General features: G+C 37.9%; 20 protein-coding genes. 7 read left to right on the top strand and 13 right to left on the bottom strand.

What is annotated here, in order from left to right:
- Window positions 1–80: 80 nt before the first annotated feature.
- The 5 genes from J0A69_RS13855 to J0A69_RS13875 form a co-directional block, all read right to left on the bottom strand.
- Window positions 81–1,103: a hypothetical protein gene (locus J0A69_RS13855; RefSeq protein WP_206587204.1), complete on the bottom strand. Its 1,023-nt coding sequence runs from the start codon at window positions 1,101–1,103 to the stop codon at window positions 81–83.
- Between the two features lie 3 nt (window positions 1,104–1,106).
- On the bottom strand, window positions 1,107–1,424 hold the full coding sequence (locus J0A69_RS13860) for a DUF3817 domain-containing protein (RefSeq protein WP_206587205.1): 318 nt from the start codon (window positions 1,422–1,424) through the stop codon (window positions 1,107–1,109).
- A gap of 1 nt (window position 1,425) precedes the next feature.
- A complete protein-coding gene (locus J0A69_RS13865) occupies window positions 1,426–2,004 on the bottom strand; it encodes a hypothetical protein (RefSeq protein WP_206587206.1) in 579 nt (192 codons plus the stop codon).
- Between the two features lie 80 nt (window positions 2,005–2,084).
- The gene (locus J0A69_RS13870; RefSeq protein ID WP_206587207.1) at window positions 2,085–2,612 is read right to left on the bottom strand and encodes an acyl-CoA thioesterase; all 528 of its coding nucleotides are present in this window, start codon (window positions 2,610–2,612) and stop codon (window positions 2,085–2,087) included.
- 103 nt (window positions 2,613–2,715) lie between these two features.
- Window positions 2,716–3,372, bottom strand: a complete 657-nt coding sequence (locus J0A69_RS13875) for a protein-L-isoaspartate(D-aspartate) O-methyltransferase (RefSeq protein WP_206587208.1) — start codon at window positions 3,370–3,372, stop codon at window positions 2,716–2,718.
- Window positions 3,373–3,487: 115 nt separating this feature from the next.
- Between J0A69_RS13875 and J0A69_RS13880 the strand changes: the two genes are divergently transcribed.
- Entirely contained in the window at window positions 3,488–4,084 is a 597-nt protein-coding gene (locus J0A69_RS13880) for a riboflavin synthase (protein ID WP_206587209.1), read from the top strand.
- Here the strand turns inward: J0A69_RS13880 and J0A69_RS13885 are convergent.
- From J0A69_RS13885 to J0A69_RS13910, 6 genes are all read right to left on the bottom strand, one after another.
- On the bottom strand, window positions 4,081–5,181 hold the full coding sequence (locus J0A69_RS13885; RefSeq protein WP_206587210.1) for a lipase family protein: 1,101 nt from the start codon (window positions 5,179–5,181) through the stop codon (window positions 4,081–4,083). The genes J0A69_RS13880 and J0A69_RS13885 overlap by 4 nt on opposite strands.
- Before the next feature lie 65 nt (window positions 5,182–5,246).
- Window positions 5,247–6,338: a formylglycine-generating enzyme family protein gene (locus tag J0A69_RS13890; RefSeq protein ID WP_206587211.1), complete on the bottom strand. Its 1,092-nt coding sequence runs from the start codon at window positions 6,336–6,338 to the stop codon at window positions 5,247–5,249.
- A 69-nt stretch (window positions 6,339–6,407) separates the two neighbouring features.
- Window positions 6,408–7,424: a hypothetical protein gene (locus tag J0A69_RS13895; protein WP_206587212.1), complete on the bottom strand. Its 1,017-nt coding sequence runs from the start codon at window positions 7,422–7,424 to the stop codon at window positions 6,408–6,410.
- Between the two features lie 216 nt (window positions 7,425–7,640).
- The gene (locus J0A69_RS13900) at window positions 7,641–8,894 is read right to left on the bottom strand and encodes a sterol desaturase family protein (RefSeq protein ID WP_206587213.1); all 1,254 of its coding nucleotides are present in this window, start codon (window positions 8,892–8,894) and stop codon (window positions 7,641–7,643) included.
- A 246-nt stretch (window positions 8,895–9,140) separates the two neighbouring features.
- Window positions 9,141–9,686 (bottom strand): ferritin, encoded by a 546-nt coding sequence (locus J0A69_RS13905; protein WP_206587214.1) that lies wholly within the window; start codon window positions 9,684–9,686, stop codon window positions 9,141–9,143.
- A 97-nt stretch (window positions 9,687–9,783) separates the two neighbouring features.
- A complete protein-coding gene (locus J0A69_RS13910) occupies window positions 9,784–11,130 on the bottom strand; it encodes a M28 family metallopeptidase (RefSeq protein ID WP_206587215.1) in 1,347 nt (448 codons plus the stop codon).
- Window positions 11,131–11,198: 68 nt separating this feature from the next.
- On the opposite strand from J0A69_RS13910, the gene J0A69_RS13915 reads away from it, so the two are divergent.
- The 4 genes from J0A69_RS13915 (at window position 11,199) to J0A69_RS13930 (ending at window position 14,784) form a co-directional block, all read left to right on the top strand.
- Window positions 11,199–11,714 (top strand): DinB family protein, encoded by a 516-nt coding sequence (locus tag J0A69_RS13915; protein WP_206587216.1) that lies wholly within the window; start codon window positions 11,199–11,201, stop codon window positions 11,712–11,714.
- Between the two features lie 2 nt (window positions 11,715–11,716).
- A complete protein-coding gene (locus J0A69_RS13920; protein WP_206587217.1) occupies window positions 11,717–12,511 on the top strand; it encodes a PhzF family phenazine biosynthesis protein in 795 nt (264 codons plus the stop codon).
- Window positions 12,512–12,514: 3 nt separating this feature from the next.
- A complete protein-coding gene (locus J0A69_RS13925; protein ID WP_206587218.1) occupies window positions 12,515–13,216 on the top strand; it encodes a potassium channel family protein in 702 nt (233 codons plus the stop codon).
- A gap of 86 nt (window positions 13,217–13,302) precedes the next feature.
- The gene (locus J0A69_RS13930; RefSeq protein WP_206587219.1) at window positions 13,303–14,784 is read left to right on the top strand and encodes a S10 family peptidase; all 1,482 of its coding nucleotides are present in this window, start codon (window positions 13,303–13,305) and stop codon (window positions 14,782–14,784) included.
- 46 nt (window positions 14,785–14,830) lie between these two features.
- On the opposite strand, the gene J0A69_RS13935 is transcribed toward J0A69_RS13930, so the two are convergent.
- Window positions 14,831–15,703 (bottom strand): glutamate--tRNA ligase family protein, encoded by an 873-nt coding sequence (locus J0A69_RS13935; protein ID WP_206587220.1) that lies wholly within the window; start codon window positions 15,701–15,703, stop codon window positions 14,831–14,833.
- A gap of 36 nt (window positions 15,704–15,739) precedes the next feature.
- Between J0A69_RS13935 and J0A69_RS13940 the strand changes: the two genes are divergently transcribed.
- Both J0A69_RS13940 and J0A69_RS13945 read left to right on the top strand, forming a co-directional pair.
- Complete coding sequence (locus J0A69_RS13940; protein WP_206587221.1) at window positions 15,740–16,399, top strand: DUF6503 family protein; 660 nt, start codon at window positions 15,740–15,742, stop codon at window positions 16,397–16,399.
- Window positions 16,400–16,464: 65 nt separating this feature from the next.
- Window positions 16,465–17,199: a carboxypeptidase-like regulatory domain-containing protein gene (locus tag J0A69_RS13945; RefSeq protein ID WP_206587222.1), complete on the top strand. Its 735-nt coding sequence runs from the start codon at window positions 16,465–16,467 to the stop codon at window positions 17,197–17,199.
- Here J0A69_RS13945 and J0A69_RS13950 read toward each other — a convergent pair.
- Window positions 17,196–17,702 carry a DUF4442 domain-containing protein gene (locus J0A69_RS13950; RefSeq protein WP_206587223.1) on the bottom strand — a complete coding sequence of 169 codons (507 nt, stop codon included), beginning with the start codon at window positions 17,700–17,702 and terminating at the stop codon, window positions 17,196–17,198. The genes J0A69_RS13945 and J0A69_RS13950 overlap by 4 nt on opposite strands.
- Window positions 17,703–17,714: the final 12 nt, after the last annotated feature.

Genomic DNA, 17,714 nt, shown 5'->3' on the forward strand with positions numbered 1-17,714 from the left:
TCTAAAAGAGGGTAGAAGTTAAGCTTTTTCTTCGGGCAGAAGAATAAACAAATTAAAAAATGCCTAAACGGCAAAAGCTTCTATTTCTGAATGAGGTGCTCTAAACTGATTCTTAAGATTTGCCCCATGTTGTGGCATTGTAAATATTTTTCATTTGAATAATGTTTCGCCAATTCTTTTTTCAACGATTCGATATTCTCTGGAAGGGAAATCTTATCATGCTCCATTGACCGCAAGATATCATCAATACCTTTCTGCGAAGATTTTAATCGATTAGCGATCAGCGCTCTTTCTTCCTTTTGATATTGAAGCATCGACTCAGGAGTGATGTATTTCATTCCCAATTGGATCAAGACATTGTTTTCTTTGAAATATTGAGGAAGGTAAATTGACTTTTTGCCTTCGTAGGATTGCTGATCAAAATCGATGGCACGAATTCGATAGTGTGTCTCTTCAAAATCCGGAGTCACATCTATCACAAAATTTGCAGAATGCATATCTCCCAATAGCCTGACAAAACATCTTTCATTGAATTTCACGAATTCTTTGGCAAGTCGAATCGGATTCAAATGCGGATCTTGCATATGGACACGCATGAACTTATCTCCCGGAATTCCCGCAATATGCTCCTCGATCAAAGTATTTTGATGAACCAAGTAGCTGATTCTGTTCGGAGAAAGTAAATGTTCCAGCTCCAAGCCGTAAACTCGGGAAGCGTCAGCATTTTTGATGTAGAAGTAATCAAAGTTGTCATTGATTCTATTCACAATCCTAACCCGAAAAGGCTGTGTATTTCCATAAATGCATAGATCAATCCGATCCACATACAAATGCTCCATCACCGACATGTCACCTCCTGCTTTCAGAAGTGCATAAATCTTTTTGACATTCAGGTGGATTTCGGCACGATCAGACTCATCGTAAAAAACTGTCTCCCAAAGCGTATCCTGATCTTTGGAATCATATAGGGCGATAGAATTGGAATAACGCAGCAATTCATGGTAATGGATCGGAATATCCACCTCTCGGGAATATTTGATCAGGTACTTGCGTAATCCTGTACTGATCGGAAAAATCTTCTTTTTCTTGCTGATTAATGCCATAGGCTAAAAATCTACATGTTGACTTTTTTTCAGGTTTCTGTCAAAGATAAAAGGCCCAAAAGGCAACACTGCTGCGATCAAAGCAAAAAACGTCCTACTGAAATTCCATTTGAGTTTGTGAGCAGTAGGAAAGACCACATACATGTAAACTACGAATAGAACTCCATGAGCCCAACCTACAATTTTTACGGCCATGGGCATATCCATCATGTATTTCAAAGGCATAGCGATAAATAACAAAATCAGAAAGGAACATCCTTCGATCAAGCTGATCCATTTAAATCTTTTGGCCCAAGTGGTTTGTTCTGGAGTTAAACTCATGTTATTTATTGATGTTAAATAGGATTTGAAGGGCATTCCAAAGTTTGCGCTTCATCATTTTATCTTCTGCGATCTGAGATAGGGAATCTGCAAATAAATACTGAGTCTCTCGATCGGTGTAAACTTCATATGGAATCGCTGGAACAGAATTGACAGGATGACTGATTCTTCCGAATTTCAAAATTGTATGGGCATTGAGTGCCATGAAATCTTCTAAGGATCTTCCTTCCAAAATTTCAGAAGAGACCATTCCAACTTCATTCATGGATTTACCAACTGCATTGATCATTTTGACCAACATATCCATTACTTCCGCGTTCAGTTCCTCTTCTTCATGAACAATCAATAAACCATTGGAAAATGAGCCTTTGACTTGAATAGGCTCAGATTCAATTTTTTCCTCTTCTATAATTGGAGAATCATAGACTTCTTGTGATTCCTGAACTTCCGCTGGAGTACTTTTCGAGCTTGGTTGGACAACTTGAGAGGATGAATTTTCCAATTGCTGTTTGTCCTCTGGAATTAGAAAAAGGTCTTCTTCAAGGAAGAATTGTAATTCGTGGAGACTGATTTTTTCCATGATGGGAAATTGGTCAAAAATCAGCTGTTAGCAAAAAAAGAAGGGACAAATACGCTTGTCCCTTCTAAGATTTTTTTAATTCACTTGGTATTTGGAAGATTGAAAATAGATTTCAGTTCCACTGCATCCTCTGGTTTCATCCGTTGGGAAAGAACCAGTCTCAGTTGTCTTCTTCGTAATGCGCCATCGTAGTGTTCTTTTTCCTCATCTGTCTCAGGAATTACTTCTGGCACCTCGATAGGTTTTCCGTTTTGATCCACTGCCACAAAAGTGAAAAATGCACGATGGGTCATGATTTTCTTATTAGCAGGAATATCTTCTGCCACTACTTCTATAAAAACCTCCATGGAGGAATTAAATGCTCTGGTAACTTTCGACTTTAGCGTAACTACATTACCTAAAGCAATTGGCTCTTTGAAAGAAATACTATCTGCAGAGGCGGTTACTACAATTCGATTGGAATGCTTCTGAGCTGCGATAGCGGCCACTACATCTAGCCAATGCATCAATTTTCCACCCATTAAATTGTTAAGGGTATTGGTATCATTGGGTAAAACCATTTCGGTCATGATGGTAGCAGACTCTCTTGCAAATTTCTTTTTAGCCATAGGATTAGTTTTGCTTCAAAAATAGGTATAAAATTTTGAAATCGGTAATTCAAGAGGTAAATACAGAATAATATTCTGATTCTAAATGTTTTCATTCATTGGATTATCTCCAACCATCTTTACCCAAAAGAGGAACGAAAGCAAATCCGTCAAATTCTTCACGAATCACCTGCTTTTCAGATTTTTTTGTGAGTCGAAGCATCATCTGTCTCTTACGATCTCCAACGGGAATAACCAAAACACCCCCGATTTTCAATTGTTTTAAAAGTGAATTTGGAACGATTGGGGCACCTGCTGTGACCAAGATTTTGTCATAAGGAGCATGTGCTGCAAGACCTTCAGAACCATCTCCATAAAATAGATGCATTTCGATTCCTAGTCTCCCTAAAAAGCGTTTGGTCCCTTCGTAAAGTTTTTTTTGATACTCAATAGTGAAAACCTCAGCGCCTAATAGATGAAGGATAGTTCCTTGATATCCCGAACCTGTTCCAATTTCAAGGACTTTATCACCAGGTTTGATGTTTAAAAGTTCAGTTTGGAAAGCAACCGTATAAGGTTGGGAAATAGTTTGTCCTTCTCCGATGGGAAAAGCTTTGTCTTCATAAGCATGTGATATCAAAGCTGAATCGAAGAAAAAATGCCTAGGAAGTTGGTTGATCGCATTCAAAACGCTCTCGCTTTTGATTCCTTTTTCACGAAGCAAAGCAACTAGTGCTTTTCGTTTGCCTTTGTGTAGGTAGGTATCTTCTAATTTGAGCATCGGGAGGGTACTTATTTAATTTCTTGATCGAAGATAAAAGAATAATTGGCTTAATTTGAACTCTCAAATGGCAATTTTTGCTTACTCATTGAAAGCCCGAAGTTTATAAAATAGCATGTTTACAGGAATCATCGAATCATTTGGAACAGTCCAAAAAATCACCAAAGAAGGCACCAATGTTCATTTTGATTTGGAGTCAACTCTGACTTCTGAATTAAAAATAGATCAATCTTTGGCTCATGATGGAGTTTGCCTCACGGTAGTGGAAACAACTCCTGCAACTTATAGAGTAACGGCAATTGATGAGACGATTCAAAAAACCAATCTTTCCCAGTGGGTTGTTGGTAAAAAAGTAAACTTAGAGCGCTGCATGCCCGCTAATGGCAGGTTTGATGGGCATATTGTCCAAGGTCATGTGGATCAGGTGGGAAGGGTGAAAAATATCTCTGACCAAAATGGAAGTTGGTTATTTGATATTGAATACGACGATCATATCGGAAATGTGACCGTTGAAAAAGGCTCTATCACTATAAACGGCACAAGTCTGACTTGCTTCAATTCTAAACCTGGTCAATTCTCGGTTGCAATTATTCCCTATACCTACGATCATACCAATTTTCACCAATTAAAAATCGGTGATTTGGTAAACTTAGAGTTTGACATTATCGGCAAGTACATTGCCCGTATTGTAAACGGCTATCCAAAATCCTAAAGTTCGGGAAATTGCTTTTTCAGAAGCATCAAGTAGGGTTGTAGCATGTGATGCTGAAATAACTTTTCTGGAGCATCGACATAGGTCTGATTGTATTCTTGATCAGGATAAAGAATGACAAAGTTTCCTGTTCGGACATAATGATTACTTTGGTAAAAACCCGGATGCTCAAAGGCCGGTAATTGCTTGACCACTTCTTTTTCTGCGTATTTTCCGAGGTATTTTTCAAAGTTCTTTTGTGCTTTTTTAGTTGGCTTATTCAACTTATTATAAACCTTTTTGAAAATGAGGTTTTTTGGAAATTTCTGTGATTTAATGAATCCGGAAACATCCGAAAATGGATTAGTGGTACTGAAATCATTCACTGTTTGAATTGAAAAAGGAACTTCAGGAACCCAATCAGCAGGGTTAACCACATTAAAAGCCCAGCCACCCTGATTTATTCTTTCATAATCGTATGCGAAAAATAGGTTTCCTGGCTTGGGAGCAGCAGATAGAATAGTTTTGATCTGAACTTTCTTTCCCCATCTATTTTCCCTCTGTAAAGTATGCAAATAAGAACTGACCAAGTACCCAATCGCACCGCCTTGGCTATGGCCAGTAATTAAAACGTTGTCGTATCCCTCTCGCATCAGCCCATCTAATTTTGGTAGAATGGTTTCCATTAGCGCTCCAGTAGCAAGTGTCCAACCTACATGAACCGCAGCTTTTGGGTCTTCAGAAAATTCATAATCGAAGGTATAATTCGGGTTGAGCTTGATTTGACCTTTTGCAGGAATCATAGCTGCATAAAAATTTTCAAGCCAAGAGCTTGGATCAGGGATTGTTCCTCTGATATTGATGATAGCGGTTTTTTCAGTTTCATTGACCCACAAATACCACTTGTTTTGAAGACCTACAGTTGGAGATTCATAGATCATTTTTACATCACTTGGAACTGGAATACCTTTGGAAAAGACGCTGTCTTTTCCACTGTAAGCAAATATTCCCAAGATATTGAGGTATTCTTTTGCATCAAATCCACTTTTTAGTTGACAAACCCCTTCTGGAATAGAAGCTAAATGAATAAAGAGGACTAACAGGACTTTTTTGTTCATATGCTAGCAAATAAAAAAGGTGACACTTGATAGAAATGTCACCTTTTTTTGATTCAAAATCAATATTAGTTCATGCTTAATGTTTTCGTCTCTGGATCTTTCACACATCTGAAACCAACATTTGAAGTGCCTGAGTCGAAGGCTTGACCTTGTCTGGCAGAAGGTCTGTAGTTGACACAGTAATTTGCAGCGCAAAGAAAAGATCCGCCTTTGATTACTCGCTCCATTGCAAATGGATTATCAGGATTATAGCATGGGTTCATATCCTTATCCAATTTTGGAGCCTGTCCAGCAAGTCTTGCATATTTCAATGCATCGTACCAGTCGTCCGTAAGCTCCCAAACGTTTCCTATCATGTCATACAATCCAAATGTATTAGGAGCAAAAGATTTGACAGGTGAAGTACCGATGTATCCATCGTTACCTAGGTTTTCATTTGGGAAATTTCCTTGAAAAGTATTGGCTAAATATTGCCCATTAGGAGTGAGTTCATCTCCCCAGGCAAATCGTTTTCCGTTCATTCCACCTCGTGACGCAAATTCCCATTCAATTTCAGTAGGAAGTCTTTTTCCAGCCCAGTCAGCATAAGCTTTGGCATCTTCGTAGGCAATATGAACTACAGGATGTTTTTCTCTTCCCTCTATAGAGGACTCCGGACCTTCGGGATGTCTCCAGTTGGCTCCATTTACCCAAACCCACCAAAGGGAAATGTCCTGTAATGGGACTTTGTAAGGAGGAGGGGAGAAAACCATGGAGCCAGCAACTAAAACAGATTCGTCTGGTTTTGGTGTACCGGGAGGTAATTGCTTTTTCAACTCTTCCCATTCAGGTTTTCTTTCGGCAACAGTTACATAGCCAGTCGCATCGACAAATTCGGTAAATTCTTCATTTGTAACCTCATGGGTATCCATCCAATAACCGTCGACTTTCAAATTAACAGCTGGTTTTTCTGCTGGATAAGCATCCGCTTCGTTGGTTCCCATGACAAATTCCCCACCGGGAATCCATACCATACCTTCGATTTTCTCTGTAGGAGTAGGGGTTTCAGCCACCACTAATTTCTCTTCTTCTTGCTGCTCTTTCTCTTTTTCACTACAAGCAGATACAGCGATAGCGAAAGAAGCAAGAATGCTTAAATATGTATTAGGAAACCTCATAATCTAATTTTTATCCTCTGAAAAGTAAGAAAAATCAGACTAAAGTGCAGGTTAAATAGAGAGAAAGATTTATTCTAAGGTGGTTTTGAAGAGGTTAGCCTGAGCTTGGATTTTTTTTCTCAGTTTGTTGAAAAACTGTTTTCTTTCTTTTTCACCGACTTGACTTATTTGGGTTGATTTCTTAATCAGGTTTTTGATATTCCTATGCATTCCGTCATTAAACTCCTGATCAGATGTGCCCATAAAATAAATGACATTATAATTTAGGTAGGTTACTTTATTGTCATCCAACTCTACGAAAAAAGTATTGTCACCCAATACAAACTCATTGACAAAAAACTGATAGTCTGAACTTTCCGAGTCCGGAGAGCTTCCTAAATGGAATTTCTTACCAGCTTCAGCCATTTTTTCCAAATGATCTACCACTTCAATCAAGCAGGAATACAGCTTTAAAGTATCGTCAGGATTGGGGATTAATCCCATTTCCTCGTACAGATAAATCTGTCTTAAAGTGGTATTGATCCCTTCTAAATTCCATATTTCAGTGCTATCAATCCTATTGTATGTTGATAAGATTTTATTCTGTAGATGTGCAAGTTCGGGATGTTGGTTTTCCTCAATTAAAAATTTTTTACCATTGCTATCCTCTTGATATAGAATAGATTTTTTCCAAAAAAAGAATTTGAACGAGGCAAGTTCCTTATGGTAAAAATGGTACCAAGGAGGCATGTCTTTTAGAAGAAAATAGATGTGTTTTTTGGAAAAGCTTTTGACCATTTCTAATTGAGCCAACACGTCTTTCATCCAATTGATAAAATTGTCTGGCTCAAAATTATTTTGATTGCTTTTGAAAATGATTGTATTAGAACCCAAGCTAAAGAGCTTATCAATTGAAATATTGAATTTTCTACTCAACAGAAAAAGCTCATGGAGATTTAACAATTTTTCTCCTCTGATTCTTCGATAGGCACTGTCAATACTAACCTCTAGTGTTTCGGCGACCTCATCCACTATGGAAGAATAAGAAGGAATGACCGTCTTCAATGAATTAAAAAATTCAATTTGAAAATCTAGTGTTGATTTCATCTACCTTGCTAAAAGTTTAACTATAAAACAGTTGAATTAATATAGTTAAAATTCTTTTAACAGAAGAAATGATAAGCGAACACTAAATACTTAGAATAAAGTTTTAAAAATCAATGATTCTTTATTTTTAAAATATTCCAATAAAAGCTTAGATTTTTTGAATAAGAATGTTTCTCTATTTAAGGATTCATGGAGTCATTATCATAGCGAATATTTTTATTTATTTTTCTTGCTGAGGACAAATGAGTAGCCTAAACTGAATTGCCCTAAACCTCCTCCATCAGAAAAAATCCTTCCATATTCTGCTCTGATTGCATTTTTGGTTAAGTCTTTACTGTATGCTATCCCAAGATTCGTTGCGAAAAACCCGCTACAGTCTCTACAAAGGTTAAAGATGTATTTAGGAGATAAAGTAGCTTCAAACTTTTTTTCAACTATTGGTTGGGTGTAAAATAGGGTAGGTTGAAGTTGCCATGAGTCGACATCGAATGAGCTTCCTACTGGAATGAATAAAGAAAGTCTCTCTGGAACCATCGAGAATTTGGGGCCAATGCCGAAAATAGTTGAGCCACCTCCACCTTCTCCATTAAACCATAAATGGGAGATACGACCTCGGATATCAATGTTTTCTGACAAACCTATACCAAGATTAGCACTGACTTGGGTGACTCCTTTTGATTCGGAATCAGCTGCTGAATTGGTGTAAAAAGGCGTTACCTCAAAGTTTCCTTTTCCCAAAGTTCGGGCACTCTGCATGTCTGAAAATACCGGTACACAAGCATTGGTTAAGATGAGAAGGAGAACTATGATCAATAAAAGAGAAAAGATATTTGAATGTGATTTCATGGTTTCTGTCAGTTTAAAGTTTGAATTGGAGGATTTTGAAAAATACTTGGATAGCATCTGCTCTGTAATTTGGTCTTCTTTAGGCGGATAAGTCTTGAATAATCTATCCCAAAAAGAAGTGCTAAAGCTATAGCCGTGGTTTGGTCGGTTGTAATGATGTAAAATATGGGCTCTTTGTATACTTGGGAAAAGGGAATTTCCAATCGGTTGATGCAATAAATAATGAAGGAAATTGTAGGTCGTAATTCCAAAAAGGAACCCTGCAATTAGCGGTGAATACCCTCCATATTGTATGGAAAGCTTAAGGACAATTAAAAAAAACATCAAAAAAGTAATTCTATGAATTGCTTTGACTTTCAGGTTTTGGGGAGATTTATGGTGGTTGTGATGGTCAATTATATTCGAACTTGACCTTAGAATTAAGAACTCATGCATAACAAAACGATGCAGAAAATATTCTGTAAATGTCCAAAGCAGCCAACCTATTCCAAACAAACCAGTAAAGAATAGATAGGTATTTGCCTTGAATAAATGGCAGAGTAATAAAAGTCCAATAAAAATGATTGCAGCGATGTAGGTACATTTTTTCAGTGAAAAAGCGGAGGGTGTGGATTGTGTTTTCATACCTTTTTTTAAGAAAGGTAGGAGTTCAATTCCCGGGTCAGAAACCGCTTTTAAGAACTTAAAAACTAGAAAATAGCATAATTTCCTACAGTTTGAATCGTAGGTTTTTATACTTAGTTCTTGTTGCTTAAAGCCTGGCTTAAAAGTCTGTTTTTAGTAAGAATCAATAAATTAAAGTGCGGTGATTAGTGAACAAAACAAAAAAAGCGGCACTTGGCCGCTTCATTTTTTTATACTTGGTTTCTTTTAAGGATTTACTCCTGCAGAAGCAGCATGTAATTTTCCAAGTTCCTGATCGATAGTCCATAATCCGACTCCTTCCTCACCGATGATATCAAACAGTTCTAAAGCGCGTCTTGACATGGTTTCTTCTTCTCTTTGCTCAGTAACATACCATTGCATAAAGCTGAATGTCGCGAAATCCTTTACTCCAAATGCGTGATCCACAATAGTATTGATTGCCTTGGTTACTTTAATTTCATGTTCCAAAATCAATTCGAACACCTCTCTGAGGGAATTGAAGTTATGACGGATATCAGTAATCTCAGGTTGAATGGCATGTCCTCCAGCTTCGTTGATGTAATGGAAGATTTTCATCATATGCATCCTCTCTTCATCTGCATGCGTGTAAAGGTATTTGGCTGCATTCTCATACCCCATCATATGGCACCACGAAGCCATTGATAGATAATAGGCAGAGGATTTACCTTCCATTTCAACTTGCTTGTTGAGTAGCTTTTCTGTATCGATCAGAAGTGAACGCTGTAGTGTAACTATTTCTTTTGCTTTCATGGATTCAAGTGTTTTCTGTTTCTTTAAACATAATTTACCACATTCAGTTTCCGGAAACTAGGATTTCTTTCCAATTTAGAATCGGTTCAATTCCATATTACCTGCTCATAGGAACCGGGAATACAGGCAAGGATTCAGAACCATCTTCTCCAACTGCCTGAACGGCAAAGAAATAATTGTCCTTAGAATAGGGTAAAGTCAAAGTAGTCTCCTCTGTATAGAATTTTTTCTCCCATGTAGGTGCGGATGTTTCTCTCATCAACACATAATAGCCTTTGGCTTTTCCAGTTTTAGGAGCTTTCCAAAGTAGGATAGAGGAATTACTTAATCCGCGAACGTCTATTTGTACTTCTTCTGGCTGTGAAGGTGCCTGAGCCAAAGATGCCAAAGAAGAAATGTTTACAGCAGCTACTTTTCTCAGGTATTCAAAATCCATGAATTCAGGTAAATCACCGTACTGAATACCATTTTCTACTCTTACATTTTCATGCTGATGATAGAAATTCTCATTCATTTCAGACATTCTAACAGCTGTGAATCCATTTCTAGCAAATGAAGTTTGGTCTCCGCCTCTTAAAAATCTATCCGCTCTATAAATCAATTTCACTTCAAACTGATCCACATATCTTTCACCGACTTCTTTGATATATCTAGCCAACTGCCTGGATTTGCTGTCATTTTCAGCTCCAGTGTACCTTCTTAATTGCGCTTCTCTCTCAGTTTCAGATGCAGGAATTGTTTCTGAGAAAATTCTCATTTTCAAATTATCCTTAATCAATGTCCCAGAAGACTCACTGTTTCCAACAATATCATTATTTAAAACAGCTCCGATTTCCCATTCTTGTTCTTTTGCTTTGTCAGCCAAATAAGTGGCTCCTTTCAAACCTTCTTCTTCTCCAGTAAAAGCAACAAATAGAATGGTGGCAGGAAACTCTCTTGAAGCCATCACTCTGGCTAATTCGATCACAGCGGCAGTTCCACTTCCATCATCATTTGCTCCAGGGGCAATTCCTTCCTCATCCATGACATCTTTATTTCTGGAGTCCATGTGTGCGGAAACGATAAAAATTCTTTTGTCATTAGGATCAGTTCCTTTTAGAGTGGCAATGACATTCGCAGCGGGAGAGTCTTCAGTGATTCTTCTTCCATCTCCAGGAATTGTGAATTTTTCGATTTCAGCTGTCATTCTTCCACCGGATTTTTTAGCGAATGAATTGAACTTACTCAAAACATAAGCTTGTGCTGCTGGCATCCCATCCGTTTCATTGGTATTTAATGTGTGGCGTGTGGTGAAAGAGGCCAATTTGCGAACATAGTTTTCTAAAGAATCGGATGAGATTTCAGAAACCATGCTTGCGATTTTGGGATTGCGATTGACTGCAATCTGGGAATATCCAATGTGGCTGATGAAAATCAGTGATAATCCAAGTAAAAATTTATTCATGTTTGGTTTAAGTTTAAGGGTTCAGAGTAAATTTAACCCATAAAATCTTTTAACAAGCCGACTTTTACATGAAGACACTAAACCAACCTAAAAAGGGTGAATATTCTAATTTTTACTCCACATACCTCAATTTATTAACCGGTAATAATTACGAGGAGTTAATTCTAGAACAAATTGATTTATTGAATTCCTTATTTGAGGAAAAAGGGAAAGAATGGGCAGAAAAATCCTATGCCGAAGGAAAATGGACTGCAAAAGAAGTATTGGGGCATATCATTGATACCGAGCGAATCATGACTTTTAGAGCTTTGTGTTTTGCAAGAGGAGAAAAATCTGCTTTACCAGGATTTGATCAGGATCCTTATGTTTTAAATGCGAGATTTGGCCAGGTGCCAGTCGAATACCTTTTGGAAGATTTTAAAGCGCAGCGAATGGCTTTACTTTCAATGATCAGAATTTTACCCGAAGATACCTTGGATTTAGTTGGCCAAGCCAGTGGAAACCCAATTACACCGCGTGCCTTACTTTGGATCATTCCGGGCCATTTCAAGCATCATTATCAAATTTTTAAAACCAAATACTGAAAATGAATATTCCAATATCCATAATAGATGCTTTCACCAATAAAGCCTTTGGAGGTAATCCTGCAGCGGTTTGTCTATTGGAAGAAAAGCTAACAACAGATCAAATGCAGACCATTGCCATGGAAATGAACCTAAGCGAGACTGCTTTTGTGGAAAGGACTGAAGAAGCGGGTAATTTTGGCTTGAGATGGTTTACTCCAACTTTGGAAATCGACCTTTGTGGACATGCCACACTTGCATCTGCATTTCATATGCTTCATTCTGGCTGGGCAAATCCAGGAGAATCCATCCGGTTTCAAACTAGAAGTGGAGAATTAAAAGTAAAAAGCGATGGGGATTGGCTGGAAATGGATTTTCCATTGATTCCTACTTTTGAGGAGCCTCATCCGTATTTCAAGGATAATTTCTTTGGAAAGAAAATTCTGAAAATTTCTCAGCTACGGAAGAATTGGATCATCGAATTGGAAAGCTATGAAGACGTGGTTTCAGTTGCTCCTGATTTCCCTACCATTGCAGCATATTCGGAAGAGGGAATTATTGTAACCGCTTTAGGCAAAGAGCCTTTTGATATTTATAGTCGCTTTTTTGGCCCAAATGTGGGAATTAATGAGGATCCAGTTACGGGTTTTGCGCATTGTGCACTAATGGATTATTGGTATCAGCGAACAGGGAAATTTACGCTAAAAGCATTTCAGGCATCTAAAAGAGGAGGGATCCTTCATTTGGAAAAACATGATGACCGTGTCCTTTTGAGAGGGCAAGCAGTTCATGTTTTAAGTGGCGCATTGTATATTTAATCTATGATTGACCAAGCAGCAAGAAAAACAAAACCAGTTCGTAGAGTTTTCAAGCACTTTACAGACTATTGGCTGACTGACGCCAGTTTTGGAGTCTTGCTGCTTATTCTGGTCTTCACGGTTTTTGTACTTCCCATCTTGATCGAATATGAAAACGTCCATTTCATTTTCGTGAATACGGTGTTTTTATTCATGTTTTTTACGGGAATTTGGTCCTCAAGGGAAAGGTTCTTAGTCTTTTTAACTTCGGGATTATTCTTTACACAATTGGGATTGAGATTACTTCGATTTAGCGAATTAGATTTTGAGTTTTATCTCTCAGAAAGGATAGTAGGGATACTTAATATGTTGGTTTTTATATTTCTGAATATCAGACTTTTATTTAGGGATAGAGAGGTGAATATTTATAGGATCATTGGAGCCATTAATGTCTATTTGTTGGTTGCGATTCTTGGTGCATTCTTGTTTGAAATTATCCATTTGATAACTGGTTCAGGAATCGCGGGAGTTGGGGATCTTCAAGGTATAGATGAGGATTATGCCCAGTATATTTATTTCAGTTTGGTATCATTGACCACGGTTGGTTTTGGAGATTTGTATCCAACTCAAATCATGGCAAAGATGCTTTCCGTTTTTTTATCAACCATTGGGATTTTATACCCAGCAGTTGTTATTGCAAGGTTGGTGGGAACCAGTAAAAATTAAGTTTTTCGGCTTCCCATTGGTGTAATTTTTAGGGGCAAATAAGCGAATACCTTGTATTTTCAGATTTAAAATAACACCCCAACTTTATGAAAAAACCAATACTATCATTGCTATTGATGCTATGTTTTAGCCTAGCATGGGCACAAACTGAGCGTCATATAGAAGTTGAATCCAAGGTTGAGACAACCCATGAGACAACAATAAAGGGCAAAAAAATCCCTTACAAAGCCATTGCGGGTACCCAGCCAGTTTGGAATGAAAAAGGGATGCCAATTGCTTCCTTGTTTTACACATATTACGAGCGAACTGACATTTCTGACAAAACCACCCGTCCTCTGGTAATTTCATTTAATGGAGGACCTGGTTCAGCATCAATCTGGATGCACTTGGCCTATACCGGACCAGTTATCCTGAATATTGATGATGAAGGATACCCAGTTCAGCCATATGGTACAAAGTCTAATCCAAACTCAATCCTAGATGTAGCTGATATCGTTTATGTGGATCCCGTCAATACAGGTTATTCCAGAATTGTTGATGAGGAAACGCCAAGGTCTACATTCTTTGGAATCAATTCTGATATCAAATACTTGGCTGATTGGGTGAATACATTTGTAACGCGTCAAGGTAGATGGGCTTCTCCAAAGTATTTGATAGGAGAAAGTTACGGAACGACTAGAGTGGCAGGACTTGTGGCTCAGTTGCAAGGTGCGCATTGGATGTACTTTAATGGCGTGATCATGGTGTCTCCGACAGATTTGGGTATAGATCGTGGTCCACAAATCAAAACTGCCAATTACTTGCCTTATTATGCTGCTACAGCTTGGTATCATAAAGCGTTGGATGCGGATCTTCAAAATCAGGATTTGGATGATTTCCTTCCTGAAGTGGAAGCTTTTACGATTGATGAATTAATTCCTGCAATTGTAAAAGGAGGTAATCTACCTGCTGCTGAAAGAGAAGCTATTGCTGAAAAATTTGCTCATTACTCTGGCTTGAGTAAGGAGGTTGTTCTTGAGCATAATCTAATGGTTCCAACCAACTTTTTCTGGAAAGAATTATTGAGAGATCAGGGAATGACAATTGGAAGATTGGATAGCCGATACAAAGGTTTTGATCAAGCAGGAACAGGTGCGAGACCAGACTTTGATCCAGCTTTGACAGCTTGGAATCATGCTTTTGCGCCGGCATTTAATATTTATGCTAAAGAAACCTTGAAATACAATACTGATTTGACTTATAATCTTTTTGGTCCAGTGCATCCATGGGATAGATCCAATGAAAACACAGGTTATGATTTGGGAACAGCCATGCGTCAAAATCCTTATTTGCATGTGATGGTTCAATCTGGTCTATATGATGGTGGAACAGATTTCTTTAATGCTAAATATAACATGTGGCAAATCGATCCAACCGGTAGAATGAATGACAGAATTTCCTGGATCGGCTATAGAAGCGGTCATATGATGTACTTAAGAGCTGAAGATTTGAAAACTTCCAACGAGGACATCCGACAGTTTATCGAGAAATCAAAAGTGGCACCTGGAATGCCAGCGAAATACGATTAAGAAATAATATGGTAAAAGGAAGGCTGGACGCAAGTTCAGCCTTTTTTTATGGCAGTTGGGTTCTTTTAAAATCCTCAAAATCAGAAATTTCCTGATTAATTAAATTACCGATCATCTGGTAGATATCCTTTGGTTTTTTGCCCTCATTTCGAAGAAATTGGATGGAAGTGGCTCCTTCGGATTTGGAGAGTTTTGTTTTGTTAGGGCCTTTCAATAAAGCATGATGGTGGAAAATTATTTGACTAAACTCCTTGTTTTCCAAAGCTTCTGCTACTACCAATTGATCTAAAGAAGAACTCAAAAGGTCTGTTCCTCGAACAATAAAATCAACTCCATAATGGATGTCATCTACAACTGAAGTCAATTGATAAGCGGGAAGTCTATCTTTTTTGCGAACAATAAAAAATGCTCCATCTTCCGGAAGCGTATATGCTTTCTCTTGGTCTGGATAGCTTTTCATCTTGATGAAATCCGTATAAAATGTGTTAAACCTCCAAGCCGTTTCAGGCCTTTCCAAAGGAATTCTTCGATCGAGACAATAGCCTAAATAATACCCTGAGGAATCCAATTGCTGGATTCGTTTTCTGGTACAGTCACATGCAAAAAGTACTTTGGCATCCCGAAGTTTATCCAAAGCATCCAAATAGGAATTCATCCGGTGGATTTGAGACCATTCTGATTCAAACTCTTTGATGGTTTTAGGCCCTAAATCATAGCCTATTTCCATAAAATCCAAGGTGTCAAAAATATCCTGAACGTATTCCTGTCTGTACCTATCTCTGTCAAGATCGTCAATTCGAAGCAAAATCTTAGCTTGATGCTTTTCAGCCAAGGCTTTTGTCAGAAGAAAAGAATATAGATTTCCTAGGTGTAAAAAACCACTGGGAGTAGGAGCTATTCGGGTTAGTTTCAATTCCATTTGTGCAAATTAATTAGATTCGTAAAAAGTATTTCTATGAAATTTTCTTCACTTGTTTTAGTAGCCATTTTTGCTTTGGCATCCTGTCAGTCAAAAACTCCCTCAACTGGGAGAGAATTGGTTGAAAAATCTATACAATACCACGATCCAAGAGGCATTTGGTCAACTCTATCGGCTAGTTTTATTCTTGAAGATAGTTTGCCTCCCGGCAGAGATTCAAGATCCTACAAGTTTTTAATTGATAATGCCAATTCGCATTTGTCCTACAAAATAGAAGCATTGGAATTTGATGTTTGGAGTGATTCTGTGCAAGTGACAAAAGGAGAAATAGAAAAGGAACGAGCATTAAGAATGAGAAATTATTACACCTATTTATGGGGACTGCCAATGAAATTAAACGATGCTGGAACTGTAATAGAAGATGAGATAAAAGAAGAGGTTTTGAATGGTGTTACTTATCAGGTGGTGAGAGTTCCTTATGAACAGGATATTTGGTACTTCTATTTCGAGCCAGAAACTTACCGCATGGTTGCCTATAAGTTTTATAAGGACGAACCCAATCAAGTGGGTGAAATTATTTACCTAGAAGGAGAGGAGGAGTATAAAGGCATGAAAATTCCTGCAAATAGGACCTGGTATCGAACAGAAAAGCCTGAGTTTTTGGGTACAGATAAATTAATCAGAATAGAAGAATAAGTGGCTTAAGTTTCTTTAACGCGATAAATTTCTGCCTTTCAGTAAACAGGGATAAATTTGAATGAATGAAATCACTCAGTTTTATCCTTTTCTTTTTTCTTATCAGTAGGCTGGCATTTCCCCAAGTATCCTATTCTGGCAATATCCTCGATGCAAATGACATGAGTTATTTGGAAGGAGTTTCTGTTTCAGTTCTGGGTAAGTCATCCTCAGATTCTACCAATACAAGAGGTTATTTCAATGTGAAAGCATCTGAAGGAGATACTTTATTGATTTCGTTTCCTGGATTTATTGAGCAGCGTTTTGCTTTGGCAGAAGAGCGGTATCTTCAGATCCAGATTCAGGATAGAGCTAGGCTACTTCCAACATTTGAGGTGAATGCAGAACCTTATTCTTTTCGGTTCAAGGATGGAAAATTAACCCTGGTCGATCCTAATGAAGAAAAATCTCTTGCTTCGAACAAAGGTCAAGTAACTGCCGGATATCGCGATTCACCTGAAGGGGGTGTGGCGATTTATGGACCGATTTCCTATTTCTCAAAGAAATCCAGAAATGCCAGAGAATATGCCAAGAAGCTTGAATACTTAAAAAGGAGAGAAGGTTATTTAAGAATTATAGATTCAGATTCCATCAAAACTATCCTCACGGAAGATTACCGTTTGGATAAAGGAGAATGGGATCCATTGATTATAAAATTCAATCAAATGCATGCGCATCATGAATTTTTGGATTGGTCAAGTGAAAAAGTTTATGCCCGATTAAGAGAATTTATCGAGTGGGAAAAAGACTGGTCTAATTAGGATTTTCTTTTAAATGACCAAGTAACATAGAATTTAGCCACGACTTCACCGCTTTTGTTTTTTCCCGTAGAAACCAAAGTCATGGTACCGGTATCCTGAGGAGCTAATGAATCAATCAGTTCATTTAATTCTAAGCCTTGATCACAAGTGAAAGTGATTTTTTGATCAGATTTTTTGAGAAACTCTGCCTTAAAGTCCACGACCAACATGCTAAATTTTCCTTTTCCTGCTTGTGTCAGCTGACATAATGCCCCTGTGCTTAATTCTCCAGCTCCGGCAAGTGCTGCAAAATAGATTGACTTAAATGGATTTTGGCTTTTCCAGGAATAAGGAATCGTCACTTCACATTTCTCCATCGTTAAAGTCTTGACCTTTAAGCCCCAAAATGCTGCGCTTGGAAGTTTAAAAAGCATCGCAAACCAAAAAACAAAAGGGTTTGTCATTTTGGATTGATAGGATTTTGCAGCTGCATTTAAGGCAGGTGTTGAAACTGAAGATTCCATTATGTTTTAATT

Source organism: Algoriphagus pacificus, from assembly GCF_017254845.1.
In the GTDB taxonomy this organism is placed as follows: domain Bacteria; phylum Bacteroidota; class Bacteroidia; order Cytophagales; family Cyclobacteriaceae; genus Algoriphagus; species Algoriphagus pacificus.

Coding starts and splice junctions, on each gene's coding strand:
- J0A69_RS13915 (WP_206587216.1), top strand. CDS start 11,199: ATGAAGACACTAAACCAACCTAAAAAGGGTGAATATTCTAATTTTTAC.
- J0A69_RS13865 (WP_206587206.1), bottom strand. CDS start 2,004: ATGGAAAAAATCAGTCTCCACGAATTACAATTCTTCCTTGAAGAAGAC.
- J0A69_RS13910 (WP_206587215.1), bottom strand. CDS start 11,130: ATGAATAAATTTTTACTTGGATTATCACTGATTTTCATCAGCCACATT.
- J0A69_RS13870 (WP_206587207.1), bottom strand. CDS start 2,612: ATGGCTAAAAAGAAATTTGCAAGAGAGTCTGCTACCATCATGACCGAA.
- J0A69_RS13940 (WP_206587221.1), top strand. CDS start 15,740: ATGAAATTTTCTTCACTTGTTTTAGTAGCCATTTTTGCTTTGGCATCC.
- J0A69_RS13920 (WP_206587217.1), top strand. CDS start 11,717: ATGAATATTCCAATATCCATAATAGATGCTTTCACCAATAAAGCCTTT.
- J0A69_RS13935 (WP_206587220.1), bottom strand. CDS start 15,703: ATGGAATTGAAACTAACCCGAATAGCTCCTACTCCCAGTGGTTTTTTA.
- J0A69_RS13875 (WP_206587208.1), bottom strand. CDS start 3,372: ATGCTCAAATTAGAAGATACCTACCTACACAAAGGCAAACGAAAAGCA.
- J0A69_RS13885 (WP_206587210.1), bottom strand. CDS start 5,181: ATGAACAAAAAAGTCCTGTTAGTCCTCTTTATTCATTTAGCTTCTATT.
- J0A69_RS13925 (WP_206587218.1), top strand. CDS start 12,515: ATGATTGACCAAGCAGCAAGAAAAACAAAACCAGTTCGTAGAGTTTTC.
- J0A69_RS13900 (WP_206587213.1), bottom strand. CDS start 8,894: ATGAAAACACAATCCACACCCTCCGCTTTTTCACTGAAAAAATGTACC.
- J0A69_RS13945 (WP_206587222.1), top strand. CDS start 16,465: ATGAAATCACTCAGTTTTATCCTTTTCTTTTTTCTTATCAGTAGGCTG.
- J0A69_RS13895 (WP_206587212.1), bottom strand. CDS start 7,424: ATGAAATCAACACTAGATTTTCAAATTGAATTTTTTAATTCATTGAAG.
- J0A69_RS13860 (WP_206587205.1), bottom strand. CDS start 1,424: ATGAGTTTAACTCCAGAACAAACCACTTGGGCCAAAAGATTTAAATGG.
- J0A69_RS13880 (WP_206587209.1), top strand. CDS start 3,488: ATGTTTACAGGAATCATCGAATCATTTGGAACAGTCCAAAAAATCACC.
- J0A69_RS13950 (WP_206587223.1), bottom strand. CDS start 17,702: ATGGAATCTTCAGTTTCAACACCTGCCTTAAATGCAGCTGCAAAATCC.
- J0A69_RS13855 (WP_206587204.1), bottom strand. CDS start 1,103: ATGGCATTAATCAGCAAGAAAAAGAAGATTTTTCCGATCAGTACAGGA.
- J0A69_RS13905 (WP_206587214.1), bottom strand. CDS start 9,686: ATGAAAGCAAAAGAAATAGTTACACTACAGCGTTCACTTCTGATCGAT.
- J0A69_RS13890 (WP_206587211.1), bottom strand. CDS start 6,338: ATGAGGTTTCCTAATACATATTTAAGCATTCTTGCTTCTTTCGCTATC.
- J0A69_RS13930 (WP_206587219.1), top strand. CDS start 13,303: ATGAAAAAACCAATACTATCATTGCTATTGATGCTATGTTTTAGCCTA.